The organism is Nocardia takedensis NBRC 100417 (genome assembly GCF_000308695.1).
Lineage (GTDB): Bacteria > Actinomycetota > Actinomycetes > Mycobacteriales > Mycobacteriaceae > Nocardia > Nocardia takedensis.
Map to the genome: position 1 here is coordinate 205,340 of NZ_BAGG01000093.1, position 25,781 is coordinate 231,120.

The 25,781-nt window shown below is 70.0% G+C and carries 27 protein-coding genes; 13 read left to right on the plus strand and 14 right to left on the minus strand.

Features of this window, described 5'->3' with window-relative positions:
• Window positions 1-19 precede the first annotated feature (19 nt).
• From moaCB to ON30_RS19940, 3 genes are all read left to right on the plus strand, one after another.
• On the plus strand, window positions 20-1,165 hold the full coding sequence (gene moaCB, locus ON30_RS19930) for a bifunctional molybdenum cofactor biosynthesis protein MoaC/MoaB (RefSeq protein WP_040709014.1): 1,146 nt from the start codon (window positions 20-22) through the stop codon (window positions 1,163-1,165).
• A complete protein-coding gene (locus ON30_RS19935) occupies window positions 1,152-1,592 on the plus strand; it encodes a molybdenum cofactor biosynthesis protein MoaE (RefSeq protein WP_040709015.1) in 441 nt (146 codons plus the stop codon). The genes moaCB and ON30_RS19935 overlap by 14 nt, the downstream gene beginning before the upstream one ends.
• Window positions 1,593-1,684: 92 nt before the next feature.
• Window positions 1,685-2,692 (plus strand): AraC family transcriptional regulator ligand-binding domain-containing protein, encoded by a 1,008-nt coding sequence (locus ON30_RS19940; RefSeq protein WP_040709016.1) that lies wholly within the window; start codon window positions 1,685-1,687, stop codon window positions 2,690-2,692.
• Window positions 2,693-2,715: 23 nt separating this feature from the next.
• Here ON30_RS19940 and ON30_RS19945 read toward each other — a convergent pair whose 3' ends face one another.
• The 3 genes from ON30_RS19945 to ON30_RS19955 form a co-directional block, all read right to left on the minus strand.
• Entirely contained in the window at window positions 2,716-2,907 is a 192-nt protein-coding gene (locus tag ON30_RS19945; protein WP_040709017.1) for a hypothetical protein, read from the minus strand.
• A 223-nt stretch (window positions 2,908-3,130) separates the two neighbouring features.
• On the minus strand, window positions 3,131-4,162 hold the full coding sequence (locus ON30_RS19950; protein ID WP_040709272.1) for a CobW family GTP-binding protein: 1,032 nt from the start codon (window positions 4,160-4,162) through the stop codon (window positions 3,131-3,133).
• 74 nt (window positions 4,163-4,236) lie between these two features.
• Complete coding sequence (locus ON30_RS19955) at window positions 4,237-5,322, minus strand: N-acetylmuramoyl-L-alanine amidase (RefSeq protein ID WP_040709018.1); 1,086 nt, start codon at window positions 5,320-5,322, stop codon at window positions 4,237-4,239.
• Window positions 5,323-5,709: 387 nt separating this feature from the next.
• On the opposite strand from ON30_RS19955, the gene ON30_RS19960 reads away from it, so the two are divergent.
• The 4 genes from ON30_RS19960 (at window position 5,710) to ON30_RS19975 (ending at window position 8,459) form a co-directional block, all read left to right on the plus strand.
• Window positions 5,710-6,099, plus strand: coding sequence for an Rv1352/Rv1906c domain-containing protein (locus ON30_RS19960; protein ID WP_051029552.1), 390 nt, complete (start codon window positions 5,710-5,712; stop codon window positions 6,097-6,099).
• 38 nt (window positions 6,100-6,137) lie between these two features.
• Entirely contained in the window at window positions 6,138-6,887 is a 750-nt protein-coding gene (locus tag ON30_RS19965) for an SDR family oxidoreductase (RefSeq protein ID WP_040709019.1), read from the plus strand.
• A gap of 268 nt (window positions 6,888-7,155) precedes the next feature.
• Window positions 7,156-7,848: a DUF8020 domain-containing protein gene (locus ON30_RS19970; protein WP_051029646.1), complete on the plus strand. Its 693-nt coding sequence runs from the start codon at window positions 7,156-7,158 to the stop codon at window positions 7,846-7,848.
• Window positions 7,849-8,033: 185 nt separating this feature from the next.
• The gene (locus ON30_RS19975; protein WP_040709020.1) at window positions 8,034-8,459 is read left to right on the plus strand and encodes an SUKH-4 family immunity protein; all 426 of its coding nucleotides are present in this window, start codon (window positions 8,034-8,036) and stop codon (window positions 8,457-8,459) included.
• A gap of 60 nt (window positions 8,460-8,519) precedes the next feature.
• Here ON30_RS19975 and ON30_RS19980 read toward each other — a convergent pair whose 3' ends face one another.
• Window positions 8,520-9,140: a TetR/AcrR family transcriptional regulator gene (locus ON30_RS19980; RefSeq protein ID WP_051029555.1), complete on the minus strand. Its 621-nt coding sequence runs from the start codon at window positions 9,138-9,140 to the stop codon at window positions 8,520-8,522.
• A gap of 54 nt (window positions 9,141-9,194) precedes the next feature.
• On the opposite strand from ON30_RS19980, the gene ON30_RS19985 reads away from it, so the two are divergent.
• Entirely contained in the window at window positions 9,195-10,580 is a 1,386-nt protein-coding gene (locus ON30_RS19985) for an oxygenase MpaB family protein (RefSeq protein ID WP_063719915.1), read from the plus strand.
• Between the two features lie 9 nt (window positions 10,581-10,589).
• Here ON30_RS19985 and ON30_RS19990 read toward each other — a convergent pair whose 3' ends face one another.
• The 7 genes from ON30_RS19990 to ON30_RS20020 form a co-directional block, all read right to left on the minus strand.
• Window positions 10,590-10,940: an HPF/RaiA family ribosome-associated protein gene (locus ON30_RS19990; protein WP_040709021.1), complete on the minus strand. Its 351-nt coding sequence runs from the start codon at window positions 10,938-10,940 to the stop codon at window positions 10,590-10,592.
• A 79-nt stretch (window positions 10,941-11,019) separates the two neighbouring features.
• Window positions 11,020-12,345, minus strand: coding sequence for an MFS transporter (locus ON30_RS19995; protein ID WP_083911533.1), 1,326 nt, complete (start codon window positions 12,343-12,345; stop codon window positions 11,020-11,022).
• 232 nt (window positions 12,346-12,577) lie between these two features.
• The gene (locus ON30_RS20000; protein ID WP_040709022.1) at window positions 12,578-13,342 is read right to left on the minus strand and encodes a 3-oxoacyl-ACP reductase; all 765 of its coding nucleotides are present in this window, start codon (window positions 13,340-13,342) and stop codon (window positions 12,578-12,580) included.
• Between the two features lie 27 nt (window positions 13,343-13,369).
• Window positions 13,370-14,728 (minus strand): aldehyde dehydrogenase family protein, encoded by a 1,359-nt coding sequence (locus ON30_RS20005; protein ID WP_040709023.1) that lies wholly within the window; start codon window positions 14,726-14,728, stop codon window positions 13,370-13,372.
• Window positions 14,725-15,486 carry a gamma-glutamyl-gamma-aminobutyrate hydrolase family protein gene (locus tag ON30_RS20010; RefSeq protein WP_040709024.1) on the minus strand — a complete coding sequence of 254 codons (762 nt, stop codon included), beginning with the start codon at window positions 15,484-15,486 and terminating at the stop codon, window positions 14,725-14,727. The genes ON30_RS20005 and ON30_RS20010 overlap by 4 nt, the downstream gene beginning before the upstream one ends.
• Window positions 15,467-16,831: a glutamine synthetase family protein gene (locus ON30_RS20015; protein ID WP_245554129.1), complete on the minus strand. Its 1,365-nt coding sequence runs from the start codon at window positions 16,829-16,831 to the stop codon at window positions 15,467-15,469. The genes ON30_RS20010 and ON30_RS20015 overlap by 20 nt, the downstream gene beginning before the upstream one ends.
• A 358-nt stretch (window positions 16,832-17,189) precedes the next feature.
• Window positions 17,190-17,525: a transglycosylase family protein gene (locus ON30_RS20020; protein WP_040709025.1), complete on the minus strand. Its 336-nt coding sequence runs from the start codon at window positions 17,523-17,525 to the stop codon at window positions 17,190-17,192.
• Between the two features lie 452 nt (window positions 17,526-17,977).
• On the opposite strand from ON30_RS20020, the gene ON30_RS20025 reads away from it, so the two are divergent.
• Window positions 17,978-18,418, plus strand: coding sequence for a nuclear transport factor 2 family protein (locus ON30_RS20025; protein WP_040709026.1), 441 nt, complete (start codon window positions 17,978-17,980; stop codon window positions 18,416-18,418).
• Between the two features lie 19 nt (window positions 18,419-18,437).
• On the opposite strand, the gene ON30_RS20030 is transcribed toward ON30_RS20025, so the two are convergent.
• Both ON30_RS20030 and ON30_RS20035 read right to left on the minus strand, forming a co-directional pair.
• Window positions 18,438-19,874 (minus strand): cytochrome P450, encoded by a 1,437-nt coding sequence (locus ON30_RS20030; RefSeq protein ID WP_040709027.1) that lies wholly within the window; start codon window positions 19,872-19,874, stop codon window positions 18,438-18,440.
• Window positions 19,875-19,897: 23 nt separating this feature from the next.
• Window positions 19,898-20,551 (minus strand): TetR/AcrR family transcriptional regulator, encoded by a 654-nt coding sequence (locus ON30_RS20035; protein WP_051029558.1) that lies wholly within the window; start codon window positions 20,549-20,551, stop codon window positions 19,898-19,900.
• Between the two features lie 180 nt (window positions 20,552-20,731).
• Between ON30_RS20035 and ON30_RS20040 the strand changes: the two genes are divergently transcribed.
• Window positions 20,732-21,154 carry an organic hydroperoxide resistance protein gene (locus ON30_RS20040; RefSeq protein WP_040709028.1) on the plus strand — a complete coding sequence of 141 codons (423 nt, stop codon included), beginning with the start codon at window positions 20,732-20,734 and terminating at the stop codon, window positions 21,152-21,154.
• A 2-nt stretch (window positions 21,155-21,156) separates the two neighbouring features.
• Complete coding sequence (locus tag ON30_RS20045) at window positions 21,157-22,143, plus strand: zinc-binding dehydrogenase (RefSeq protein WP_040709029.1); 987 nt, start codon at window positions 21,157-21,159, stop codon at window positions 22,141-22,143.
• 104 nt (window positions 22,144-22,247) lie between these two features.
• Here the strand turns inward: ON30_RS20045 and ON30_RS20050 are convergent, their stop codons facing one another.
• Window positions 22,248-23,153, minus strand: coding sequence for an NADP-dependent oxidoreductase (locus ON30_RS20050; RefSeq protein ID WP_040709030.1), 906 nt, complete (start codon window positions 23,151-23,153; stop codon window positions 22,248-22,250).
• Window positions 23,154-23,289: 136 nt separating this feature from the next.
• On the opposite strand from ON30_RS20050, the gene ON30_RS20055 reads away from it, so the two are divergent.
• Both ON30_RS20055 and ON30_RS20060 read left to right on the plus strand, forming a co-directional pair.
• Window positions 23,290-24,060, plus strand: coding sequence for an SDR family NAD(P)-dependent oxidoreductase (locus tag ON30_RS20055; protein WP_040709284.1), 771 nt, complete (start codon window positions 23,290-23,292; stop codon window positions 24,058-24,060).
• A 60-nt stretch (window positions 24,061-24,120) separates the two neighbouring features.
• Window positions 24,121-25,743: a BCCT family transporter gene (locus ON30_RS20060; RefSeq protein ID WP_040709031.1), complete on the plus strand. Its 1,623-nt coding sequence runs from the start codon at window positions 24,121-24,123 to the stop codon at window positions 25,741-25,743.
• Window positions 25,744-25,781: the final 38 nt, after the last annotated feature.

A 25,781-nucleotide genomic window follows, 5' to 3' on the forward strand; every position in this document is an offset into this window, starting at 1 on the left:
TTGTGCCAGGGTGGAAGATATGAGTGAGTTGTCGCATGTCGACGGCGAGGGCCGAGCCCGCATGGTCGATGTGAGCACCAAAGCCGAGACCGCGCGGATCGCGGTCGCCGCGGGGGAACTGCGGACCACGGCCCGGGTGATCGCCTTGGTCCGCGCCGAGGACATGCCCAAGGCCGATGTCCTGTCCACCGCCAGGATCGCCGGGATCACCGGCGCGAAGAAGACCTCCGAACTGATTCCGCTGTGCCACCAATTGGCACTGTCCTCGGTCAAGATCGAATTCGGTTTCACCGAGGACACCATCACCATCGAGGCGACCGCGAAGACCAAAGGCCCGACCGGCGTCGAGATGGAGGCGCTGACCGCCGTGGCGGTGGCAGGCTTGACCCTGCACGACATGGTCAAGGCCGTCGATCCGACGGCGACGATGAACAACGTGCGGTTGCTGGCCAAGGAAGGCGGCAAGCACGGGCACTGGGAACGGCCGGTGCCGGAGCCCGCCTCGGCCGTGGACGAGATCGTCGGGGTCCCGACGGCCGAATTCCTCGACACCGCCGGTCTCGACACCGCCCCGGGCGACGTCGCGGCCCCCAGCGCGAACCCTGTCCCGAACGACGACGCGGCCGGCGCGGACCTGGACGACGAGGAGATCCGCGCGGGCGAGGACTACCCCGAGGACGCACCGCTCCGCACCGCGGCCGTAGTCGTCGCCTCGACCGGCGCCGCGGCGGGCACCCGCGCGGACACCACCGGCCCGACCCTGGTGGAATGGCTTGCCGGACTGGGTTTCTCGGTGCGCGGACCGCTGGTCTACGCCGATGCCGACATCGCGATCGGCCTGGCCGACGCCCTGCACCTGTCGCCGTCGCTGGTCGTCACGACCGGCGGCACGGGCGCGTCGCCGACCGACGCCACCCCGGAAGCCACCTTGGCCGTGCTGGACCGCGAACTGCCCGGCGTGGCCGAGGCGATCCGGCAGCGCGGCACGGCGAAGTTCCCGCTGGCCGCGCTCAGCCGCGGAGTCGCGGGGTTGGCCGGACGGTCGGTGGTGGTCAATCTTCCCGGATCGCCGGGCGGCGTCGCCGACGGAACGGCGGTGTTGGAACCGCTGCTCGATCACTTGATCGCGCAGGTGGCCGGAGGCGGAACGCATGACCATTCGTGAGGACGCGCTGGTGCGCGTCGCCCGGATCAGCGATCGGGCGCTGGACCCGACCGAAGTCGAGTCGGCGGTCAGCGGCCCCGAACACGGCGCGGTGGTGGTGTTCACCGGCAAGGTGCGCGACCACGACGGCGGCCAGGCGGTCAGCGCCCTGGAGTACTCCGCGCACCCGGAGGCCGAGCGGTTCCTGCGCACCTGCTGCGAGCAGGTCGCGGCGACGTCGCGACTGCCGGTGGCGGCCGTGCACCGGGTGGGTCCGCTGACCATCGGGGATCTGGCGATCGTGGTCGCGGTCGCCGCCCCGCACCGAGCCGAGGCTTTCCGCGTTTGCGCGGAATTGGTGGATCGCATCAAACTGGAGGTGCCGATCTGGAAACGTCAGCAATTCACCGATGGATTGTCCGAATGGGTCAATGCGTGTGGTCATTGACCATTCCGTGACGTGATTCCGGTGCCGGATCGATACGGTCGGGCTAGCGTTGCCGCCCGAGGTGTTCGTCCGGTCGTGCCGCAGGAGGACGCGTGGGAACCGATCAAATATCGCTGCACCGCTTCGTGATCTCGCAACTCAGCGCGGCCGGACTGGATCGGGAGAAGTTGATCCGGGAAACGGGTCTACCCGAGTGGACGTTGGCCGACGGCGAGGTGCACCTGCCGTCGCAGACCTTCTCCCGACTGTGGGAACTGGGCGAACACGGACTCAACGATCCCAACGTCGCCCTCGAGGTGGCCCGGCGCTACGAACTGCCCAGCCTCGGCCTCTACGACTACCTGTTCTCCACCGCGCCCACCGTCGGGGCCGGTCTGGCGACTTGCGGTCCCTATGTCGCGGCGGTCACCACCAACCACCGCTTCGACCTGATCGCGGACAACGAGCGCGAGACCAGCCTCTACCTGGAGATGATCGACGGCGAGGGCCGCGGCCGCGACATGACCCAACTGTGGGGCCTGTCGGCGGTGCTGAGCCGGGCACGCCGCGCGCTGGACGGCCCGTTCGCGCCGGTGCGGGTCTCGCTGCGCCAGCGCGCGCCGCAGCGCTGGGACACCTTCGCCGAGGTCTTCGGGACGACCGATATCGAATTCGAGGCGGACAAGGACGCGATGACCTTCCGCGGCGAGGATATGGACCGCCCGCTGCGCACCGCCGATCCGGTGCTGGCCGTCGTCCTGCGTCCGCTGGCCGACGCGCTGCCCCCGCCCCCGCCGCTGGCGGGCGCCTGGCCCAAACGGGTCGCCGACGCGCTGGCCGAGGCCCTCGACGACGGCGACGCCGGTCTCGATCAGGTCGCGCGCCGCTTGGCGACCAGTCCGCGCACCTTGCAACGCCGGTTGATGGAGGCCGGGACCACCTGGCGCAAAGAACTCGACCGGGCCCGCGACGTCAAATTGCGGCAGGCCACCCTCGCGGGTCCGCTGAGCCGGGCGCGCCAAGCGCGTCTGCTCGGCTATTCCGACGCGGGTGCGGTGCGACGCGCGGCACGTCGTTGGGCCGCGGCCGACCCCGCCGGGCACGCCGAACATCACCACTGACGGCACCCCGGAAGCGAACCCCCTCAGACCCGTAGGAACGTGGCGGCGATCCGCCAGAAGGTCGCGTCCTCGATCGTGCGAAAATCCCAGCTGTCGGCGATGTCGCGGGTCGCGGCGACGATGGCCGGAACGTCGAAATCCTCGCGCGTCGCGGTTCCCTTGGCCTCGAGAGCGGCGATGACATACGCCGTCGCGCTCTCACAGGTTTCGGTCACGGCTTTCTCCCATCGGTCACAGAACTGAACAGCGAATTCGGTTCTCGGGCCCCGACCCGGCGGCGCGCCTGCGCGACGGCTCCGATGTGGGCGTCGGCGCGGCGGACCTGATGTCAGTCTTGTTGTCCGGTCGCGGCCGGCAAAGCGCCGAACGCGCCGGCTTCGGCGCAAACGCGCCAATCCCGCCGAATGGACACGGTGAGGTCACGACGCGCGGGATCCGCTAGTGCGGCGTGTACCGCCAGACGCCCAGCATCGCAGCGGATTCCAGCGGGCGCTCGCCCGTGTGCACCGTTTCGCCCAGTCGCGCCGTCGCCTTGTCCTCGGCCATTCCCGCGCCGATGAGAACCAGGCTGCTGACCCGCTGTTCGCCGCGCCCCCACGGACCGGGTTCGAAGACGATGTGGCGGCCGACCAGGTGCACGACGAAGCGCCGACGTTCCTCGGCGACGTCGAAGGCGACAACGCCTTTGGCGCGGAACAGGCCGTCGGGCGGGTCTTCGAGGAATTCCACGAAGCGGCGCGGATCGAGCGGCTCGGCGCTGGTGAACGAGACGCTGGTGTACTCGTCGTGCAGATGGGCGTGGTCTTCGTCGCCGCTGTCGTGGTCGTGCAGCAGGTCCTCGAAGCTCAACTGTTCGGCGACGGTACTCGACGCGCGGGTCGGCGGATCGAACAGCAGGCCCGGGTCGACGCGCCCGAAACTGGTGGCGTAGACGGGCACTTGGCCGATCTCGGCGGCGAGTCCGGCACGCAGATCCGCCAGCTCCGCGGGCGGCAGCCGGTCGGCTTTGTTGAGCACCACCAGATCCGCCAGGCGCAGATGGCCGCCGAGTTCGGGATGACGGGCGCGACTGGCCGGGAACTGTTCGGCGTCCACCACTTCCACCAGACCGCCGTAGCGGAGGCGCGGATTGTCGCTGGCGAGCACCATCCTGATCAGATTGCGCGGTTCGGCCAGTCCGCTGGCCTCCACCACGATGACGTCGATGCGGGCCTTGGGCTGGGCCAGCCGCTCGAACAGGTCGTCGAGTTCGTTGACGTCGACCGCGCAGCACACGCACCCGTTGCTCAGCGAGACCGTCGCGTCGACTTGGCCCGCCACCAGCATCGCGTCGATGTTGACGGCGCCGAAGTCGTTGACCACCACCCCGATCCGGGTGCCGCGGTTGTCGCGCAGCAGGTGGTTGAGCAAGGTCGTCTTCCCCGAACCGAGGAAGCCGGCCACGATCAGCACGGGAATCTGCTCGGACACGCCGACCACCCTAACGGGCGGAGCCGGACACCCGAGGGGGTGTCCGGCTCCGCGCGCCCGGGCGGGGAGGCGACCTATTCCTTCGGCCCGAGCACGGCTCCGGCCAGGGTGTAGGCCAGGTTGATCAGTTCCGCGGAGATCGCGTCCTCGCCCAGGCCCAATGCCTTGGCCAGCGGCAGCAGCAGATCGCCGATGGTCGCGAGCAGGGCCGGGTCGGCCGTGCCCGGTGTGTCGGTCCCCGGCGTGGCCTGCTTGCCGGGGGCGGTGCGGAACTGGCTCGGGGTACCCGCGCCGGGGGTCGTGGCACCGGGGGTCGCAGCCTGCGGTGCGGCGGCGGGCGAGTCCTGGGCCGACCCGGAGGCCGCCGGATTCGCGGTCAGCAGGTAGCCGACCACACCGGTGGTGAGGGCGATCGCGTGCCGTAGTTGACCGTCCGGGGATTCCAGGACCGCGGCGTCGGCGGGATCGGTGCCGTTGCCCATCTCCAGGAAGACGTTGGGTACCCGGGTCAGGGCCGGGCCCGCGATGTCGTTCCTGGTCTGCAAGCCGTCCTGGACGCCCGCGTAGTTCGCGGAGTGGAAACCGGCCTGCACGTAGGCGTCGCGCACCGCGCGGGTCGCGGCCAGGCCGGCACCGGACTGCACCCGGTCGGCTTCGGCGTCGGGGATCGGCAGTTGCGGCACGATCAGGTGGAAGCCGTTCGAGCCGGCGGGCGCGCCGTCGGCGTGGATGCTGACCGCGACGGCCGCGCCCGAGGCGTTGGCGGCGGCGGCCCGCTCGTTCACGCAGCCGCCCCAGCCGTTGTCGTCCTGGCGGCTGAGCACGACGCGCGCGCCGAGGCTCTCCAGCGAGGATTTGACGAGTTGGGCGACGTTCCAGGTGATCGTGTGCTCGGGGATGCCGTTGAGGGTGGTCATCCCGGTGGTCTGGCAGTCCTTGGTGCCGCCGCGGCCGTTGTCGACCTGGCGGGCCAAGTTCTCCCCGTGGCCGGAGCCCTGGTGGCCGGGGTCGAGGAAGATCGTCCGTCCGGCGAGTTTGGTGGACATGTCCGGCGCGGCCGGGTCGGCGTGCGCGGCGGCGGGCAGGACCGCGGACGCGGCGACCACGACCGCGGCGGTGACGGCGGCGCGCAGGCCGGTCTTGATACTGGTTGTCTTCATGTGCGGTGTCGGCGCCCCGGAACGGAGCACCCCTCCCTTCCCATAAGTAACACCAGACCCAGAAGTCGACTTTCGCAACAGGCGGACTCGTGTGCAAGCCGCGTGATCGAACCGTTAGTGCACTGAAACGCAGGTCGCGCCCGATCGGGCGCCCGTCGGAGGCTCCGGGGCGGCCGGAGCGACATCCGAGGGAAGGATAGACGCCGTCACCGTCCGCCGTCCCGCTTTTACCCCAACGCGCTTTCGGCTTCAATGTGACGAACATCTCTGATTCACCAGCGACGGGCACGTCGGCTCTGGTAGACACAGCCGCACGGAGAACGTGATCTCCCCCGGTCACCGCACGGTCGGCGACCGATCGCAACGGCGCGAGGAGAGGACCACGGTATGCGCGCGGTCGAATTCGCAGCCGCGGCGGCCATCGCCGCCGCGCTCACCCTGCCCGGTACCGGACCCGCGGCGGCCGCACCCGCCACCGCCATACCCGGCGACGGCGTCTATCTGGTCGGCATCGACATCCAGCCCGGATGGTACGAATCCGCGGGAACGCCCGACCCGGCGAACGGGTGCGACTACCGACGGCTGTGGAAAGTCGAGGGCGACAACACCGACATGAACTACATCATCGGCAACGACTTCACCCGCGCGAGCCCGGTCCGCGCGCAGATCGACCCGACCGACGTCGCCTTCCGCACCGTCGGCTGCGGGTCGTGGCGGATGATCCCGGCGCCGCCGCCCACCCCGCTGTTCCAACTCTGGCTGCCGCCCGCCCGCTGACCGTTCACCCCGCGCCCGCCGCTCGCTAGGGTCGGCCCATGACGAGGACCAGGATTCTGATCACGGGGGCCAGCGCGGGGCTCGGGGCGCAGATGGCGCGGGTGTTCGCGGCCGACGGGCGCGATCTGGCGCTGTGCGCGCGTCGACTGGACGCGCTCGAGGCGCTGCGCGCGGAACTGCTGTCGGCGCACCCGGGGATCACGGTCGCGGTCCGCGCGCTCGACGTGGACGACCACGACGCGGTGCCACGGGTGTTCGACGAACTGCGCGCGGAGTTGGGCGGACTGGACCGGGTGATCGTCAACGCGGGGATCGGGAAGGGCGCGCGGATCGGGACGGGGCGGGCGCGGGCCAACCTGGCGACCGCGACCACCAATTTCGTCAGCGCGCTCGCGCAGGCCGAGGCGGCGACGCGGATCTTCCGCGAGCAGAACTCCGGACATCTGGTGCTGGTGTCCTCGATGAGCGCCGTGCGCGGGCTACCCGGACCGAAAGCCGCCTATTCGGCGAGCAAAGCCGGCTTGGCAGCGCTGGGCGAGGCGCTGGCGGTCGACTTCGCGGGCACCCCCCTCGCGGTCACGACGCTGCTGCCCGGCTTCATCGCCACCGACATGTCGGCCGCGGCGGGCGACGCCAAGTTGGTCGTGCCGCTGGAGAAGGGGGTGGCCTCGATGGTCGCCGCGATCGAGAAGGAACGCGCGCGGGCCTGCGTGCCGGGGTGGCCGTGGCGGCTGTTCGATGTGGTGCTGCCCCGACTTCCGCGCGCGGCGATCGCCCGCCTCGGCTGACGGCGAACTCGCGGCGAATTACACGGCAGAAATTCAGAGTGGAATTGTCGCGCATGTCACAAAAATGGAAGCTGAAAGTTAGCTCGATGTCCGAGTTAACGATTTCCTAACGCGATTCACTTCGATTTGACGCATTCCTTGCGGGGTGTGTTACCTCCTCGTAATACGGGGCGACCAGTCTTCGTACAGGTTCATTCCACGAACCGCGCCGGCTAGCGCCCACCCGGGCCGAGAGGTGCTCCACCCGCTGAGGAAAGTGTTCGAGTACATGAAGCTCCAGAAGTTCGCCGCTACATCTGCCCTGGTCATCGCCGCTGTCGGCATCACGAGCGCTACCGCGTACGCCGAACCCGCCCCGGCGCCCGCCCCCGGTTCGACCATCCAGACCGAGGTCATGCCCGGCATCCACTACACCGCCAACATCGTGGACAGCTCCGTGGTGCTGAAGACCGACGCCGGATCGCTGACCACCCAGGGCAGCCAATTCCAGGTGTTGGACGGGCAGGGAAATCTGGTTGCCGGAATGCCGCTGACCTACCTCAAGGACGGTAAGGAATGGCCGATCGCCGCCCAGATCGACGGAAATACGGCGACCTTCACCCCCAGTGTCGACCCCGCTGACGCCAAGCCCGCGACCATGTTGCAGCCGGTCGCCGCGCAGGAGATCGGCGGCGCCGACTTCAACACCGCGCTGAGCACCGCGGCCACCCAGTTCGGTCTGGCCACCGGTATCGGCACCCTCGTCGGCACCGTGATCGGCGCCTCGCTGGGTTGTGTGGCGGGCGCGATCATCGGCGCGCCGCTGGTCGTGCCGACCTTCCTGGCGGGCCCGCTCGGCCTGTGCCTGACCGGCGCCGCGGTCGGCATCACCTTCGGCGCGGCCGCGGGCATGATCGCCATCGGCGTCCCGGTCGGCATCGCCAGCGCCATCCAGTTCTACAACGCGGTCTACGGGGCCTGATCCCCCGCGATGCCCGGCGTGCGACTTCGGTCCACGCCGGGCATCCCGCTTTAAGGCCTCTTTAAGTCGCTGTCAAGGCCCCCAGGGCATGGTTTGTCTCAGCCCCGGGAGGCCTGCCCCAGGAGGGGGGAGCAGGACCCGGGGCGCTCGCGTTAGGATCGCACCCGCCGGCCGGAAGGGACACCATGCAGATCCACGCCTATCCCACCGACGCGCGGGTCCCGGTGGATCTCGCCGAAGCGCATCGGGTCACCGAACGCCATCTCACCGATCCTCGCGATCTCCCCGTCGGAATCACCAGGGTCGTCACCGAATTCGCGGCGGGCTTCACCGTGGTCGCCGTCCGGCACGCGAAACCCGATCTGCCCGAATCGTTTCCGCCCTCGGTCGTGCACGGGTCGGTGTGCGTGATCGACCGGGACACCGGCGCGGTCTCCTACTGGCCGACCTATCCCGCCGAGGTCGTCGCCGCGATGTACACCGAATTCCTGCGCACCGGCGAACTCGTCGTCGCGACCGACTGGCCCGATCCCGACGCCCCCGAGCAGACCGCCGCGCCGGCCGACCCCGCGAGCGAAGACCTGGTCATCGACTACAGTCTGCGCGACTGACTCCGCACGAAGTGCTCGCTTTTCGATCGGATTCCCGAAACCGCTGGTCGGCGCGGTCGGTCACGGGTGACGGAAGTAGTTGACGATCATCCTGGTCACGCCGCGCACGAATCGGTCGCGCGGGATGTCGGGCCGATCGAGCAGGTAGCGGACGGTCAGGTGTTCGACCGTGCGCACCAGCAGCCACGCGGCGGTCTCGGTCTCGACGTCGTCGCCGGGGGTGAAACCGCGCAGCGTCAGCGCGGCGCGGGTGAGTTCGCCGATCTGTTCCTCGAAGGCCACGACGGTGTCGCCGACGCTGAGCCGAGGGGTCTGCTCGATGACCGCGCGCAACAGCTCGGGATGATCGCCGAGCGCGTCGAGCAGCACCGAGATCGATTGGCGCACCGCAACTTCCGGTGACGCGGTGAGGTTGGCCACGACGTGCGCGCGCACCCGGTCGGCGACCTCGTTCTGGTAGCGCTCGATGACCGCGCCGATGACGGCGTCCTTGTTCGGGAAGTACTGGTACAGCGAGCCGGGGCTGATGCCCGCCTCCTCGGCGATGCGATTGGTGGAGGCGCCGTCGTAGCCGTGCGCGATGAGCACGCGCTGACCCGCGTCCACGATGCGGCGGACCATCTCTCGCGACCGCTGCTGGCGCGGAATCTTGCGCAGGTCCGGGCGGGATCGGGCGGACATGGCGGTCAGAACGCGAATTGAATGCGAGCGAATATTCGTGTCACCATGCGATCCATGGTGACACAGCAGCCGACCGAATCCGCATCCGCGCAGGTAGCGGGGCTATCGAGCGAAAGTCCACACCCCTACGACTACTACTATCGCGAGGGGATGGCGTTGCGTCCGCCGCCGTCGCGCGCGGTGCCCTCGCCCCTGTGGTTGCCCACGCGCCGGGCGATGCTCTCGCCGTGGCTGGAGGTGCGCGAGACACCGGTGTCCACACCGCGATCGCGGCTGATGGCCGATCACCTGTGGCAGGGCGACGAACCCATGGACGCCGTCGTGGCCGCCTTCGGGCGGGTGGGCGGTGCGGCGGGCCGCGAAATGCTCGATCGCGCGCTCGCGCACGGCATCGAGACGGTGCCCGAGGCGCCCGCGGAACTGGTGGCGCTGTTCGAGCGACTGGACACCCCGCCGTCCTGGTACGACGCGCGGATCTGGGAACGGGGGCGGCGACTGTGGATCAACGCCTCCACCGCGGGCAAGCTCGCGATGGTCACCCAGGATTTCATGGGCACCTTCGTGGGGGCGGAGGTCGCCTCGGCGACCGGGGCGACCGCGCGCTACCTGCGCGACCCGTATCGCCGGAATCTGGAGACCACCAACTGGTTCCGCACCATGACCGAGTCCGAGGCGCTGGACCGCTGGTCGCGGACCTTCCAGGACACGGTCCGGGTGCGACTGATGCACTCCCAGGTGCGCGCCGGGCTGCGCAAGTCGTGGGGCACGGCGCATTTCGCCGCCAACGGCAATCCGATCTCCAACGCGACGATGATGGGCGCGGCGGTGACCTTCGGCCTGACGCCGCTGTGCTTCGACCACGCCAACGGCAGGCGCGCGCGTACCGAGGATCTGGACGCGGTGATGCACTACTGGGCCTACATAGCCCACGTCTTCGGGGTGACCGAGGAGTTGATCCCGCGTACCGCTCTCGAGGGCATGCAGATGGTGGACTTCATGGTCGGCACCGCCGGGGTCGCCCCGGAGTGGACCGAGAAGTTGGCGCGCGCGGCCACCGCCTCCTTCGGTGGCGAGCGCCGCCGCGACCGGATCGCGGTGCTGGCCACCGCGCCCGCGTTGGGCGCGATGGCCGCGCTCAGCAGTCCGGAGCTGGTCCGGCAGTTGTTGCGCGGCACGTCTTTACAGGATGTGCCGCTGCGTCCCTGGCTGGGGATCGCGACTCGGATCGCCCGACTGGAGGTGCGCCTGCGCGCGCTGACCGACCGACTGCCGCTGCGTGAGGCGCGACTCGCGCGCAGGGCCCGCCGTGACGATCCGGTCTGGCGGTGGCAGGCGTGGCTCGCCCGACGGTCGGCGGCCAAGGCGGGCGTGTACGGCACGCCCTACGACCAGCACGACGGCTCCGCGAGCGGACAGGTGAGCAGGCGTCCCGCGCGCTGACGCGCCCGCTCACTCCACCGGGAGGTGGCGGATGGATTCACCGCCCTTGGCGTGGTGCAGGCGTCCCAGACGGCTGTCGAGCAGGTGCGCCAAGGCGTCGGCGGCGCCGGTGTAGGCGTCCTCGACCGTGTCGGCGCGGTGGGTCACCGCGAGCGGGGGTTGACCGGTGGCGCGCGCCTCGAGCACGCACTGCTTGTCGTCGGGGCCGCCCTTGTTCGCGTTCTGATCGCTGAGGTGGGCGTCCACCCGGGTGAGCTGGGGCTCGAAGCGCCCGAGGACGTCCTCGACCCGCTCGCTCGCCCGCTGGATCAGGTCTTCGCCGCCGTGGATGTTGCTGTCGGTGTTGATCTGGACCCGCACGCGTATCTCCGTTCCGTAGGTGGCTCGCGGTGACCGAGTACCCCGCGTGATCGAGTTCTCACGCGAAGATCACCCGGGTTCAGGCTTTGGCGGGCAGCACCGATTCGGGCGTGTCGAGGGAGGGCACCTCGGTGCCGCGCAGCGAGGTGCCCGCGGTCTCGCGCAGGAACGACCAGGCCACCAAGCCGATCAGCGACGCGCCGACCATGTAGAGCGCCGGGAACAGCGACCATCCGGTCGATTCGATGACGGCCTCGTTGACCAGCGGCGCGGTGCCGCCGAAGGCCGCGGTGGAAACGTTGTAGGCCAGGGCGAATCCGGCGTAGCGCACGTGGGTGGGGAAGATCGCCGGGAAGGTCGAACTGATGGTGGACAACTGCGGCACGTAGAGCAGGCCCAGCACCACGAATCCGACGATGGCCCACACCGTGCCCTGCCCCATCAGCCAATACATCGGCACCGCGAGGACGGCCAGGCCGACCAGCGAGATCAGCCACATCGGCCTGCGCCCGACCCGGTCGGACACCCCGCCGAAGAACGGCAGCACCAGCATCATGACCACTTGGCCGATCAGCATCATGGCGGTCGTCGCCGACTCGCCCATGCCGATGGTCTTCTCCAGGTAGGTCGGCTGATAGGTCAGCAGCGTGTAGTTCACGACGTTGAGCGCGACGACCAGACCGGCCAGGGTGAGGGTTTCGCGGCGGTAGGTGGTCAGCAACTCGCGCAGGCCCGAGGGCGGACGCGGTTCCTCGGCGACCTCCTCGAAGACCGGGGATTCGTCGAGGCGGGCGCGCAGATACCAGCCCGTCAGGCCGAGCGGGACGGCGAGCAGGAACGGGATGCGCCAGCCCCAGTCGTGCATGGCGTCCGAGCCGAGGGCCAACTGGCAGGCCAGCACGACCGCCGAGCCGCCGACGAAGCCCGCCAAGGTGCCGAATTCCAGGAAGCTGCCGAAGAATCCGCGTTTGCGGTCGCTCGCGCATTCGGCCAGATAGGTGGCCGCGCCGCCGTATTCGCCGCCGGTCGAGAAGCCCTGCACGACCCGCAGCGCGATGAGCAGGATCGGCGCGGCGACGCCGATGCTCGAGTGGGTGGGCAGCAGGCCGATCGCGCCGGTCGCGGCGGCCATGAGCAGGATCGTGGTGGCCAGGACCACCTTGCGGCCGACCCGGTCGCCCAGCGGCCCCCACACCATGCCGCCGAGCGGGCGCAGGACGAACGAGACCGCGAAGCCGAGCATGGTGCCCAGGGTGCCGAGATCGCCGGGGAAGAAGGCGTCGGTGAGGTAGGTGGCGGTGGCCGCGTAGACGCCGTAGTCGAACCATTCGGTCGCGTTGCCCATGGCCGAGGCGGCGACCGAGCGACGCAGCGGATGCGGCAACTCCGCGGATTTGTCGGCCATGTGCGTTTCCTCCTCCGGCCCGCCCCCGCGGACCTCGTTGGTTGCGGCCGGACCGCGGAGGCGTTTCCCGTTTACCGACACGAAACGGACCGATACCCGGTTTCGCGCCGCCGCAAACCCTCGGTGCGGCCCGTACGCCGAGTTCGCACCGCGCGCCACCTGCACAGACGCGACGCATTGTGATCCAGGACACACTACCCTGCCGAGGCAGCGATCGCGCCGGTCCGTCCGATCAGAGCGGTGTCACATACGCGCCGGAGATCCCGCCGTCGACGAGGAACTGCGAGGCGGTGATGAAGGAGGCGTCGTCACTGGCGAGGAAGGCCACCGCCGCGGCGATCTCCTCCGGCGCGGCGAAGCGGCCCAGCGGGATGTGCACCAACCTGCGGGCCGCCCGCTCCGGATCGGCGGCGAACAGTTCGCGCAGCAACGGGGTGTCCACCGGTCCCGGACACAGGGCGTTGACCCGGATGCCCTGCCGGGCGAACTGAACGCCCAGTTCGCGACTCATCGCCAGGACGCCGCCTTTGGAGGCGGTGTAGGAGATCTGCGAGGTCGCCGCGCCCATCACCGCCACGAACGACGCCGTGTTGATCACCGAACCGCGCCCCCGCTCGAGCATCCGCTCGATGGCGTACTTGCTGCACAGGTAGACCGAGGTCAGGTTGACCTCCTGAACCCGACGCCAGGCCGCGATGTCGGTGGTCAGGATCGAATCGTCCTCCGGCGGTGAGATTCCCGCGTTGTTGAAGGCGATGTCGACCCCGCCGTGGGTCTCGGCGGCGGTCGCGAACAGCGCCCGCACCTGCTCCTCGTCGGTGACGTCGACCTCCACGAAGGTGCCCGAGACCTCCTGGGCGGCCGCCGAACCGGCCGCGGCGTCGATATCGGCGACGACGACTTTCGCGCCCTCGGCGGCGAACCGGCGCACGGTGGCCAGACCGATGCCGCTGCCGCCGCCGGTCACCACGGCGACTCGATCCTGTAAGCGCTGCAACGCCTCTCCTTCCGGAACGGGGACAGATCAGGTGGCGAGGAAAACGTTCTTGGTCTCGGTGAAGGCCAGCGCCGCGTCCGGGCCGAGTTCGCGGCCCAGCCCCGACTGCTTGTAGCCGCCGAACGGCGTCCAGTACCGCACCGAGGAGTGCGAGTTGACCGACAGGTTGCCCGCCTCCACCGCGCGCGAGACCCGCAGCGCGCGACCCAGATCGTTGGTCCAGATCGAGCCGGACAGACCGTAGTCGGTGGCATTGGCCAGCGCGATCGCCTCGGCCTCGTCCTCGAACGCCACGACGGCCACTACCGGTCCGAACACCTCCTCGGTGAGGAGGCGGTCGCGCGGGTCCTGCGGCAGCACCACCGTCGGCGGATACCAGAAGCCGGGCCCCGACGGCGCGGTACCGGTGAAGGCGATCCGGGTGTCCGGTTCGACGAAGGCGGCGACCCGGTCGCGGTGCGCGGCGGAGATCAGCGGCCCCATCTCGGTGCTCTCGTCGGCGGGATCGCCCACCCGCACACCGGCGACGGCCGGTTCGAGCAGTTCCAGGAAGCGGTCGAAGACGCCGCGCTGCACCAGGATTCGCGAGCGCGCGCAGCAGTCCTGGCCCGCGTTGTCGAAGACGCCGTAGGGCGCGGTGGCCGCGGCCCGTTCCAGGTCGGCGTCGGCGAAGACGATGTTGGCGCTCTTGCCGCCCAGTTCCAGGGTGACCCGCTTCACCTGCGCCGCGCAGCCCGCCATGATCTGCTTGCCGACGCCGGTGGACCCGGTGAACACCACCTTGCGGACGGCCGGATGGGTCACGAATCGCTGTCCGACCACCGCCCCGCGACCGGGCACGATCTGCAACACCCCTTCGGGCAGACCCGCGCGCAGGGCCAGTTCACCCAGTCGCAGCGCGGTCAGCGGGGTCAGTTCGGCCGGTTTGAGCACGACCGTGTTGCCCGCGGCCAGGGCGGGGCCGAAACCCCACGCGGCGATCGGCATCGGGAAGTTCCACGGCACGATGATCCCGACGACGCCCAGCGGTTCCTGGAAGGTGATGTTCACCCCGTCCGCCACCGGAATCTGGCTGCCCGACAACCGTTCCGGCATGCCCGCCGCGAAATGCAACACGTCGCGGACATTGCCCGCCTCCCAGCGGGCGTTGCCGATGGTGTGGCCCGCGTTGCGCACCTCGAGGCCCGCGAGATGTTCCAGGTCGGCGTCCACCTCCTCGGCGAAGCGGCGCAGCAGGCGGGCGCGGTCGCCGGGGGCCAGCGCGCGCCAGGCGGGGCCCGCCGCGACGGCACGCGCGATGGCCGCGTCGGCCGCGGCGTCGTCGGCGAGTTCGACGTGGGTGAGCACCGCCTCGGTCGCCGGGTCGATCACCGGTGCCGTCGTCATCGATTCCGCTCCTCTGTTCGGGTCTCGGTTCGGGCGCGGGCCGCGCCGACCAAGGCGCGCATCAACCGGTCGTCGGCGTCGTCGGCCTCGGGATGCCACTGCACCCCGAGCAGGAAGGTACCGCCGTCGGCGTACTCGACGCCTTCGACGGTCCCGTCGGCGGCGTGCGCGGTGGCCGCCAGGCCCGCGCCCAGCACGTCGATCGCCTGATGGTGGTGGCAGTGCGCGGTCAACCCCGGCCCGACGACGCCCGCGAGCGCACTGCCCGGCGTCGTGCGGACCTCGACGGGGGTGAACGCACCGGGACCGCCGGAATGCCCCTCGTGCCCGACCCGGTCCGGCAGGTGCGCGATCAGGGTTCCGCCGAGGGCGACGTTCACCAGTTGCAGACCGCGGCAGACGGCGAGCACCGGCAGTCCGGCCGCCCGCGCCAGCCGGAACATCTCGAACTCGGACTCGTCGCGGTCGGGGCGGGTGTAGCCGAGGGCGGGATCGGCGACCCCGCCGTAGCGGGCCGGATCGATGTCCGCGCCGCCGGTCAACACCAAGCCGTCGAGACGCTCGAGCAGTTCCGGGCGGGCCGGGCCGACCGGCGGCAGCAGCACCGGGATGCCGCCCGCGCGGCGGACCAGCGCGACATAGCTGTGGTGCAGGACCGCACTCGGGGTGTCCCACGACCCGAACACCGTGCGCTCGACATAGGTGGGCAGCCCGATGACCGGCCACGGCGCGGACCGGTCACAGGCGTTCGAAGCCACGCACGCGCTCCCAGTCGGTGACGGCGGCGTCGAACGCCGCGAGTTCCACGCGCGCCGCGTTGCGATAGTGGTCGACCACGTCGTCGCCGAAAGCGGCGCGCGCGGGGCGGGATTCGCCGAACAGGTCGGCGGCCTCGCGCAGGGTGGACGGCACCCTAGGTCGCTGTGAACGGTAGGCGTCGCCCTGGAATTCCGGTTCCAGCGGCAGCGCGTGGTCGATGCCGTGCAGTCCGGCGGCGATGACGGCCGCGACCGCCAGATACGGGTTCACGTCACCGCCCGGTATCCGGTTCTCCATCCGCAGCGACTCACCCGCCCCGACCACCCGCAGCGCGCAGGTGCGGTTGTCCACACCCCAGGCCAGTGCCGTCGGCGCGAAACTACCCGCGACGAACCGCTTGTAGGAGTTGATGTTCGGGGCCAGCAGGTAGGTGAATTCGCGCAGACAGTCCAGTTGGCCCGCCAGGAAGTGGCGCATCAGCTCCGAAGTGCCCGCGGGCCCGTCGCCCGCGAAGACCGGCGCGCCCTCGGTGTCGCGCAGACTCAGGTGGATGTGGCAGGAATTGCCTTCGCGTTCGTTGTATTTCGCCATGAAGGTCAGGCTGCGACCTTCCTGCGCGGCGATCTCCTTGGCGCCGTTCTTGTAGACGCTGTGGTTGTCGCAGGTGATCAGCGCTTCGTCGTAGCGGAAGGCGATCTCGTGCTGTCCCGGATTGCACTCGCCCTTGGCCGACTCGACATACAGTCCGGCCCCGGACATCTCGTTGCGGATGCGGCGCAGCAGCGGTTCCAGCCGTGCGGTGCCCAGCAGCGAATAGTCGACGTTGTACTGGTTGGCCGGGGTGAGACCGCGGTAGCCGCGGTCGAAGGCCGCCTCGTAGCTGTCGTCGAAGACCAGGAATTCCAGTTCGGTGCCGACGTAGGCGCGCAGTCCGCGTTCGGCGAGCCGGTCGAGTTGGGCGCGCAGCACCTGCCGCGGCGAAACCCGCAGCGGTTCCCCCTCGGGCCGCACCCGCTGCACGTCGCACAGGACCAGCGCGGTCCCGGGCCACCACGGGATCCGCCGCAGCGTGGCGAGGTCGGGGCGCAGCACCAGGTCGCCGTAGCCGCTGTCCCAGGAGGAGTCGCGGTAGCCGTCGACGGTGTTCATCTCCACGTCGACCGCGAGCAGGTAGTCGCACGCCTCGGTCCCGTGGCCGAGCACTTCTTCGAGGAAGTAGCGCGCCGAGCAGCGTTTGCCCTGTAATCGACCCTGCATGTCGGTCATCGCGACCAGGACCGTGTCCAGTTCGGCCGACTCGATCTGTTCGCGCAACTGCGCGGGCCCCAGCATCCCCGTGCGCATCAGCGGCCCCTCTCGGCGTCACAACGGTGCCAACGCTAGATCACATCGCGGCCGCACGCCCCCGGACACGCGAAACCCGCCGGTCCCCGCACCGGACGGACGCGGTGCGGGCGGCGGCGGGTCGAGGGGCTCGGCGGGTCAGAGGACGTGCCAGGCCTGCAACAGGTAGGTCACGTTGCTCGCGATGTTGGTCACGACATTGGCCAGGTCGAGGGCGGCCGAGCCGAAATCGATGAGGTCGTTCACCGGATTCCTCCAGGGGGTATAAAGCTATTACCGGGAAATAACTCGACGCCCACCGAACGAGTTCGGTGGGCGTCGAGTGAAAGTCTGGCTATTGCTCAGACCGCGGCGTGACTCAGAGGTACGCGCCACACACGGGCCACGCGCCGGGGCCCTGGCCTTCCAGCACGTTCTCGGCCACGCGGATCTGCTCCTCGCGGCTGGCGTTCTCCGGCGAGCCGGAGCCGCCGTAGGCCGCCCAGGTGCTCGGGGTGAACTGCAGGCCACCGGAGAAGCCGTTGCCGGTGTTGATGCCCCAGTCGCCGCCGCTCTCGCACTGGGCGACAGCGTCCCAGTTGTTGCCGGAAGCGGAAGCGTTACCCGCGGTCAGGCCCAACGGGACGGCGACGAGCGCGCCGACGATGGAGGCGATGCCGAGGGTACGGGTGCTGATGTTACGGATATGCGACATGCGAGATATTCCTGCCTGCGCCCTGCCGACCCGATGCGGTGGAACTTCGTCCGGGTCCCTGCCCCCAGGTTGTGTCGGGGATTCTCGAACCGCGGGGCAGGTTTACGGTGTTCGGCGATTCGAGTGTGGAGTCCAAGCTCGGTTATCCGGGCTGAGAACGACGGTAACGGAACATTCGCGATAGATCACGCCCCGATAACGAGCACGCCGACTTGACCGCACGGTCAGAAATCCACCATCGACGCAGTTCGTCTGCCGGATTCACTGAATGACATTTCTGTCGTTATACCGCCGTTATGTGAAGGAGATCACGGTGAAATAGTGACCCCGGTCGCGTTCAAGGCCCCGCCGGAGGGGGAACGCGGGCGCGCGGTGGCCCGCCGCGGACCCCCTTGCGCGCCGGCGGCCGACCCTGATCCCATAGCGGCGACGCTCTACACCTCGGAGGCCCCGTGCTGTCGCTGCAAGAGATATCGGACCGGATGGAGATCCAGGACCTCATGGTCCGCTACTCCCACGCCGTCGACACCCGACAGTGGGATCTGCTCGACGAGGTGTTCACCGCCGACGCCCACATCGACTACTCGGCGATGGGCGGATCGGCGGGCGACCTCGCCGCGACCAAGGACTTCCTGGCCCAGGTCATGCCGACCTTCCCGGCCTTCCAGCACCTGGTGACCAACTCGGCCGTCACGATCGAGGGCGACACCGCCACCGCGCGCAGCATCTGCCACAACCCGATGCTCGCGCCCGGCCAGGACGGCGCGCAGACCCTCATGCTGTGCGGGTTGTGGTACCTCGACACCTTCGTCCGCGTGGACGGCGCGTGGCGGATCGCGCGCCGTGTCGAGGAGAAGAGCTACATGTTCCTGGTCACCGGAGTCTCGGCCTGATCGGGGACCGCCGGTCTCGTCAGCGCCTGCGCAAGGTGATCGGCACCCCGTCCTTCGGGTACGGCAGCGCGCTCATCTGCCACGGCATCTCGTAGTCCGCCGGGAAATCCCAGTCGTAGTGGCACAGCATCGTGTGCAGCATGGCCTTGACCTCGTACATCGCGAAGTACATGCCGATGCACTTGTGCACGCCCGCACCGAAGGGCATCCACGCGTATCGGTGCGACTTGTCCTCGCGACGGTCGGGCCCGAACCGATCGGGGTCGAACTTCCACGGATCGGTCCAGTACTCGGGCAGGAAGTGGTTGGCGACCGCGCCGAGCATGACATTGGTCCCGGCGGGCACGTAATACCCGGCGATCTCGGTGTCCTTGACGGCTTTGCGCATGATGAACGGCACCGGCGCGATGATCCGCATGGACTCCTTGATGACCAGATCCAGCGAGGTCAGGCCGTCCAGCCCGGCGAAGTCGAGCCGGTCCGCGCCCAGGGCCAGCGATTCCTCGCGCGCCCGCCGCTGCCACTGCGGATGCTTGCCCAGGAAGTAGGAGGCCACCGTCGCGGCGGTCGTCGAGGTGTCGTGGGCGGCCAGCAGCAGGAAGATCATGTGGTCGATGACCTTCTCGTCGCTGAAGCGCTGCCCCTCCTGGCTCTCGATGTGACACAGCACCGAGAAGAAGTCCGTGCCCTCGTCGGCGCGTTTGGCGGGCAGCATGTTCGCGAAGTACGCCTCGAGTTCACGACGGCCGCGCAGTCCGGCCTTCCAGCGACTGCCCGGCGCGGGGAACCGGATCGGTGACTCGGCGGCCAGCAGCATGGCCGTGAACGCCGCGGCCAGCCGGTCGGCCTCCGGCCCGAGTCGCACGCCCATGAACACGTCGGCGGCGATGTCCATCGAGAGTTGTTTGATCGAGGGATACAGCTTGATCGGCGCGCCGCCCCACCGCCCGATCCGCTGGTCGACCAGTTCGGCGATGCGGTCGAAGTAGCTGCGCAGCCGGGCGGGGGTGAACGCCTGCTGCATGATGCGCCGGTCCATGCGGTGCTCGTCGAAGTCGAGCAGCAGCAGTCCGCCGTGGAAGAACGGGTCGATGAGGTCCTTCTGCCCGGTGACGAAGGCGCGGTCGCGGTTGGACAGGATCGAGTCGATCGCCTCGCCGCCCGCGGCCAGCACCATGTTGCGGCCGAAGCTGCGGCTGTAGGCCATCTTGCCGAACCGCTGGACCACGTCGAGGGTGTAGGCCGAGCCGTAGTGCAGCGCCTGGATGGAGTCGCCGATCCAGGGCAGTCCGCGTCCGCCGGGCACCGCGGCCAGCCCGCTGCCGGGCGGTGGCGGGGCGAGGATGCCGCGTCGCTGCGGTAGATGCCGCACGGCACGGTCGAGCAGGCCGTTCGGCATCTCGACCAGTGTTCCGTTCTCGGGGAACCGGGACTTGCGGGTGTGGAGTGCCACCATGGCAGTTCTCCTCTATCGGTGAATCATCGGACACCGTCCCGACACGCGGATTCGGTGTGGTCGAGCAGCAGCGGCACCAGATGCCCGCGCGCGAAGGCCCTGGCCTGGTCGGGACCGTCCAGCGCGATGCCGCGCGCCGGGGTGAGCAGGAACGACAGCACGACGCGGACCGCCAGTTCGCCGACGGCCTGCAATTGGGCGGGCGTGCGATCCTCGAGCGCGTCGCGGGAGAGTTGGACCGCCAGGAACGCGGCCCCGGTGTCGATCAGCGCGCCCGCGTCGGTGGTCAGATAGGGCAGCAGCGAGTCGGGTTCGATCTGCATCAGCCGGTTCAGCAGCACGTTCGCGCCGAGGTAGGCCGAGGAGAACACGAAGCCCTCGACGAGTTTGTCGGGCATCGGCGCGAAGCGGGCCATCTCGGCTTCCAGGGCGGTGAGGAAACGGCCCATCTCGCGCAGGATGACGGCTTCGACGATGTCGTCCTTGCCCTGGAAGTACCGGTAGAGGGTGACGCGCGCCAGCCGGGAACGGCGGGTGATGTCCTCGACGGTGGTGCGTTTGATGCCGACGGTCTCGAACTGGGTGAGGGCCGCGTCGAGGATGCGCTCCGCGGTGCCCGCGGGAGCCGGTGCGCCCGCGGAGGTGACCGCGCGCGCGAGCATGCCATCGTGCGCCATTGCCAACTCCCATCCCGTCTACCAGGGGAATGGAACAAACATACGTCCGCTGTCTCGTCGTTCTGGGCGTTTTCGCGAAATTGGTGTGAGGTAGACCACTCGAAGATTCATTGTGCACAATTTAATTGCTGACTACCGTTGGCTCCGACAGCGAAAGCAGCACAGTCGAAGGAGACGGAGATGAACGTCCTCTACACCGCCGAGGCCCTCGCCACCGGTGACGGCCGCAACGGACACGCCCGCACCACCGACGGCCGCGTCGACGTGGACCTGGCCGCCCCGAAGGAACTCGGCGGCAGCGGTGAAGGCACCAACCCCGAACAACTCTTCGCGGCCGGCTACGCCGCCTGCTTCCACTCCGCGCTGCGCCTGGTCGGCAAATCCGCCGACGCCGACATCAGCGACTCCGCCGTCGGCGCCAAAGTCGGCCTCGGGTCCAACGACCAAGGCGGCTTCGAGCTCACCGTGACCCTCGAGGTCACGCTGCCGCACCTGTCCCGCGAACAGGCCCAGTCGCTGGCCGACAAGGCCCACGAGGTCTGCCCCTACTCCAACGCCACCCGCGGCAACATCGCCGTCGACGTCGTCGTCGCGGAGGACTGAGCATGCGCGCGGTCACGATGGAATCCTTCGGCGAACCGAAGGACGTGCTCGCCGCCGCCGAACGGCCCGCGCCCGAACCCGGCGCGGGCGAGGTCCTGCTCGAACTGATCCTCGCCCCGATCCACAACCACGACCTGGCGACCGTGCGCGGCGTCTACGGTTACCGCCCGCCGCTGCCCGCGATCCCCGGCACCGAGGCGGTCGGCCGGGTCGTGGCGCTCGGCCCGGACGTCACCGCCGTGACGATCGGTCAGCGGGTCAGCGTGTCCGGCATCCACGAGGCGTGGGCCGACCGGTTCCTGGCGCGCGCCGACAAGGTCGTGCCGCTGCCGGAGGAGGTCACCGACGAGACCGCCGCCCAACTGCTCGCCATGCCGTTGAGCGCGCTGATGCTGCTCGAGGACCTACGCCTGGAAGCCGGTGACCGCATCGTGGTCAACGCGGCCAACGGCGCGATCGGGCGACTGCTGAACGTGCTCGCCCCGCAGCGCGGCGTGCACGTGGTCAACCTGGTGCGCGGCCCGGCCTCGGTCGAGGCGCTGACCGCCTTCGGCGCGAAGACCGTCTACGACACAGAGGCCGAGGGCTGGCTCGACCAAGCCCGTCGCGACGCCGAGGACGCGCCGATCGCGCGCGCCGTCGACCAGATCGGCGGCCCCGCGGCCGACCACCTGCTGTCGCTGTTGGCTCCCGGCGGCGAGTTGATCTCCTTCGGCGCGCTGTCCGGCAAGCCGATCACCCTCAACCCCGGCCCGCTGATCTTCAAACAGGCCGTGGTCAAGGGCTTCTGGGGTTCGCGGCGCGCCGAGAACACCTCCCCCGCCGACCTCGGACGGCTGATCCGCGAACTGGTCACCCTCGCCGCGGACGGCACATTGACCCTCGATGTCGAGGAGGTCTACCCGCTGGACTCGGTGGCCGAGGCCGTCACGGCGGCCGAGCGGCGCGGTCGCGCGGCGAAGATCGCGCTCGCCGGCCCCGCTCGCTGAGCCGAAACTCGAACGGCCCGCACGCGTTTCGACGCGCGCGGGCCGTTCGAGTGCGGGCCGTTCGGCGGTGCGACGCGGCGGAGCGCCGTCCGCCGTGACGGTGGTCAGGGCTCGAGAACGACCTTGCCCGGTCCGCGTCCGTGCTCCATCTCCCGCTGCGCGTCGGCCGCGTCGGCCAGCGCGAAAACCCGTGCGGGACCGGGCAACCGGAATTCGCCCGCCGCCACCCGCGCGGCGACCTGTTCGGCGAGCGCGACCGGGCGCGGGCCCGCGCCGGTGCTGGAGAAGGTGACGCCGAGTTCGGCGGCGGCCGGATCGGCGATGGTGACGATACGGTCCACCCCGCCGCGCAGGTCGATCGCGTCGGGCAGCGCTCCGCGGCCTGCCGCGTCGAACACCGCGTCGACCCCGGGGACCAGTGCCCGGACCCGGTCGGCGAGGCCGGGGCCGTAAGTGGTGGGCAGCGCGCCCAATTCGGCGACCAGGTCCTGATTGGCCGGCGAGGCGGTGCCCACGACCCGCACCCCGTCGGCGGCGGCCAGTTGGACGGCCATCGAGCCGACCGCCCCGGAGGCGCCGGTGACCAGCAGCGTCTGCCCCGCGCCGAGGTCGAGCATCTCGAGGACGCGGGCGGCGGTGCTCACCGCGACGGGCAGCGCCGCCGCGTCGGCCCAGCTCAGCTTCTCCGGTTTGCGAGCCAGGGCGACGCCGAGCGTGTATTCGGCGTACCCGCCGGAGCGCACCCACCCGAACACCTCGTCGCCGACGGCGAATCCGGTGGCTTCCGGGCCGAGCGCGTCCACGACGCCCGCGATCTCGCTGCCGGGATACTGCGGGAACCGCGGTTCACCGAAAACCAGTGCGCCGGAACGGATCTTCCAATCCGCCGGGTTGACGCCCGCCGCCCGCACCGCGACGCGGATCTCCGCGCCCGCGGGTTCCGGGGTCGGCACGTCGATCGGTTCGAGCACCTCGGGGCCGCCGTAGGCGGAGAACGCGATGGCGCGCATGGCACCTGCCTTTCCTGGCCGTCGCCGGATGGTCGAGATCAACGATAGGCGAATCCGTCGCGCGCCCGGACACCGCACACAATCGACCAAGCAATTGCTTGGTATGGTCGGGAGACAGGTCGAGCGGAGGTGGGCGATGGACGACTTCGGGCGCCGCGGCGGCGCGGCGCTGGTCCTCGGGGCCAGCGGCGGTCTCGGTCGAGCCGTGGCCGGGCTGCTCCTCGAACGCGGCAGCGACCTCGCCCTGACCTACCACCGCGACCCTGCCCCGCTCGACCCGCTGCGCGCCGCCGCCGAGACCGCGGGCCGCACCGCGCGCGCCTGGCGACTCGACCTCACCGACGCCGAACGGACCGCCGAGGTGGTCGCCGAGGCCGCCGCCGCGCTCGGCGGCCTGCACACCCTGGTCTACGCGGCCGGACCGCACGTGCCGATGGTGCACCTGAGCCGCGTCGCCCCGGCCGACCTGGATCGGCAACTGCGCGTCGACACCGCCGGATTCTTCGCCGCCGTGCACGCGGCACTGCCCTATCTGCGCGCCACGCACGGGTCGGTGGTGGCCGTGACCACCGCCGCCACCACCAGATTCGCGGTGCGCGACGGACTCTCGGCCGCGCCCAAGGCCGCCGTGGAGACCCTGATCCGCGGCATCGCCGCCGAGGAGGGCCGCTTCGGCGTGCGGGCCAACTGCGTGGGTCCGGGCATGACCACCGCGGGGATGGCCGAACGGTTGATCGGCAACGGCGACCTCGACGAACGCGCCCTGGACACGGCGCGCGGCAACATCGCCCTGCGCCGCTTCGGCGACGCCGCCGACATCGCCGAGGCCGTCTGTTTCCTGGCCAGCGACCGCGCCGGCTACATCACCGGCCAGAAACTCGACGTCGACGGCGGCTACGGGGTGTAGGCGGGACAGTCACCGCGTGTCCGCTCGGTGATCGGCGACCGCGCGCCGATAGTGGGTCCGATGGCTACCGACGAGCACGAGACGAAGCCCGCGCCCGACCTGCCGCTCATCGCGATCGGGGTGCTCAGCGTGGCGGGCCTGGTGGGCTGGGCCGCTCTCGGCTCGGACGGCTTCGAATCCGCCTCCGACGCCGCGTTGCGCTGGGTGATCGGCAATTTCGACTGGTTGTTCGTGGTCGCCGCCGACCTGTTCCTGGTGCTGTGCGTACTGATCGCGGTCAGCCGCTTCGGCCGCATCCGCTTGGGCGCCGACGACGCCGAACCGGAATTCGGCAACCTCGCCTGGATCGCCATGATGTTCAGCGCGGGCATGGGAATCGGCCTGATGTTCTACGGGGTCGGCGAACCGCTGCAACACTACGTCGACCCGCCGCCCTCGACGGGCGTCGCACCGCGGTCCGCGGCCGCCGCCAACACCGCGTTGCAGTTCTCGCTGTTCCACTGGACGTTCATGCCGTGGGCGATCTACGGCGTGGTCGGACTCGCGTTGGCCTACGCGGGTTTCCGCAAAGGCCGCGGCAACCGACTCTCCGCGGCCTTCGTGCCGCTGCTCGGCGAACGCGGGGCGGCGGGATGGCCCGGCAAGGCGATCGATCTGCTCGCCGTGTTCGCCACCGTCTTCGGCACCGCGACCAGCCTCGGACTGGGCGCGTTGCAGGTGTCGAAAGGACTGAACCTGACCTTCGGCACCCCCGACAGCGTCACCGTGCAGTTGATCGTCATCGGGGCGCTCGGGGCCGCGTTCGTGGCCTCGGCGTTCTCCGGTCTGCACCGCGGCGTGAAATGGCTGTCCACGGTGAACGTGGTGCTGGCCGCACTGCTCATGGTGTTCGTCTTCGTGCTCGGCCCGACCGTGCACGTCCTGGACACCATCCCCGCCGCGATCGGGGACTACCTGTTCACTCTGCTGCCCATGTCGACCAGGACCGCCGCCAACGCCGACCCGGACTGGATGGGCCGGTGGACCATCTTCTACTGGGCGTGGTGGATGTCGTGGGCGCCGTTCGTCGGCACCTTCATCGCGCGGATCTCCAAGGGCCGCACCGTCCGCGAGTTCCTGATCGGCGTGCTGCTGGTGCCCAGCGGTGTCACGGTGCTGTGGTTCTGTGTCATGGGCGGCAGCGCGATCCGGGTCAGCGCCACCGGCGCCGCCGATCTGACCGCCGACGCCGCCGACGCGGAAGCCGCGCTGTTCGGCATGCTCGACGCCCTCCCGCTCGGCGCGCTCACCTCGCTGATCTCGGTGGTGCTGATCATGCTGTACTTCATCACCAGCGCGGATTCGGCGTCCCTGGTGATGGGCTCGCTGACCAGCGGCGGATCGCTGCACCCGCCGTCGTGGCTGGTGGTCACCTGGGGCGTCTCGATGGGCGCGGTCGCGGCGGTGCTGCTGGTCGCGGGCGGCCTGGACTCGTTGCAGACCGCGACGATCCTGGTCGCCCTGCCGTTCGTGCTGGTGATGGTGGCGCTGTGCTGGGCGCTGGTCAAGGAATTGCGTGTCGATCCCGGTGCGGGCAAACGGCCCGGCACAGCACCGCACGGCCTGCGCGACGCGGTGCGCACGATGGTCGGCGAGGAGATCGGCGAGCGCGCAGCACAGGCGAAGCGACGCACCGACTCCTGATCGGCGCCACGCCCTCGACCGGGCGGGTCGCGCGGACA

What these genes read in the sequence shown, in the direction of transcription:
- ON30_RS20030 (WP_040709027.1), bottom strand. Translation starts at nt 19,874, where the DNA reads ATGGTGGCACTCCACACCCGCAAGTCCCGGTTCCCCGAGAACGGAACA.
- ON30_RS19980 (WP_051029555.1), bottom strand. Translation starts at nt 9,140, where the DNA reads ATGTCCGCCCGATCCCGCCCGGACCTGCGCAAGATTCCGCGCCAGCAG.
- ON30_RS20045 (WP_040709029.1), top strand. Translation starts at nt 21,157, where the DNA reads ATGCGCGCGGTCACGATGGAATCCTTCGGCGAACCGAAGGACGTGCTC.
- ON30_RS20040 (WP_040709028.1), top strand. Translation starts at nt 20,732, where the DNA reads ATGAACGTCCTCTACACCGCCGAGGCCCTCGCCACCGGTGACGGCCGC.
- moaCB (WP_040709014.1), top strand. Translation starts at nt 20, where the DNA reads ATGAGTGAGTTGTCGCATGTCGACGGCGAGGGCCGAGCCCGCATGGTC.
- ON30_RS20005 (WP_040709023.1), bottom strand. Translation starts at nt 14,728, where the DNA reads ATGACGACGGCACCGGTGATCGACCCGGCGACCGAGGCGGTGCTCACC.
- ON30_RS19960 (WP_051029552.1), top strand. Translation starts at nt 5,710, where the DNA reads ATGCGCGCGGTCGAATTCGCAGCCGCGGCGGCCATCGCCGCCGCGCTC.
- ON30_RS19995 (WP_083911533.1), bottom strand. Translation starts at nt 12,345, where the DNA reads ATGGCCGACAAATCCGCGGAGTTGCCGCATCCGCTGCGTCGCTCGGTC.
- ON30_RS20055 (WP_040709284.1), top strand. Translation starts at nt 23,290, where the DNA reads ATGGACGACTTCGGGCGCCGCGGCGGCGCGGCGCTGGTCCTCGGGGCC.
- ON30_RS20050 (WP_040709030.1), bottom strand. Translation starts at nt 23,153, where the DNA reads ATGCGCGCCATCGCGTTCTCCGCCTACGGCGGCCCCGAGGTGCTCGAA.
- ON30_RS19965 (WP_040709019.1), top strand. Translation starts at nt 6,138, where the DNA reads ATGACGAGGACCAGGATTCTGATCACGGGGGCCAGCGCGGGGCTCGGG.
- ON30_RS20035 (WP_051029558.1), bottom strand. Translation starts at nt 20,551, where the DNA reads ATGGCGCACGATGGCATGCTCGCGCGCGCGGTCACCTCCGCGGGCGCA.
- ON30_RS20015 (WP_245554129.1), bottom strand. Translation starts at nt 16,831, where the DNA reads ATGCGCACGGGGATGCTGGGGCCCGCGCAGTTGCGCGAACAGATCGAG.
- ON30_RS20020 (WP_040709025.1), bottom strand. Translation starts at nt 17,525, where the DNA reads ATGTCGCATATCCGTAACATCAGCACCCGTACCCTCGGCATCGCCTCC.
- ON30_RS19975 (WP_040709020.1), top strand. Translation starts at nt 8,034, where the DNA reads ATGCAGATCCACGCCTATCCCACCGACGCGCGGGTCCCGGTGGATCTC.
- ON30_RS19935 (WP_040709015.1), top strand. Translation starts at nt 1,152, where the DNA reads ATGACCATTCGTGAGGACGCGCTGGTGCGCGTCGCCCGGATCAGCGAT.
- ON30_RS19955 (WP_040709018.1), bottom strand. Translation starts at nt 5,322, where the DNA reads ATGAAGACAACCAGTATCAAGACCGGCCTGCGCGCCGCCGTCACCGCC.
- ON30_RS19985 (WP_063719915.1), top strand. Translation starts at nt 9,195, where the DNA reads ATGGTGACACAGCAGCCGACCGAATCCGCATCCGCGCAGGTAGCGGGG.
- ON30_RS20060 (WP_040709031.1), top strand. Translation starts at nt 24,121, where the DNA reads ATGGCTACCGACGAGCACGAGACGAAGCCCGCGCCCGACCTGCCGCTC.
- ON30_RS19970 (WP_051029646.1), top strand. Translation starts at nt 7,156, where the DNA reads ATGAAGCTCCAGAAGTTCGCCGCTACATCTGCCCTGGTCATCGCCGCT.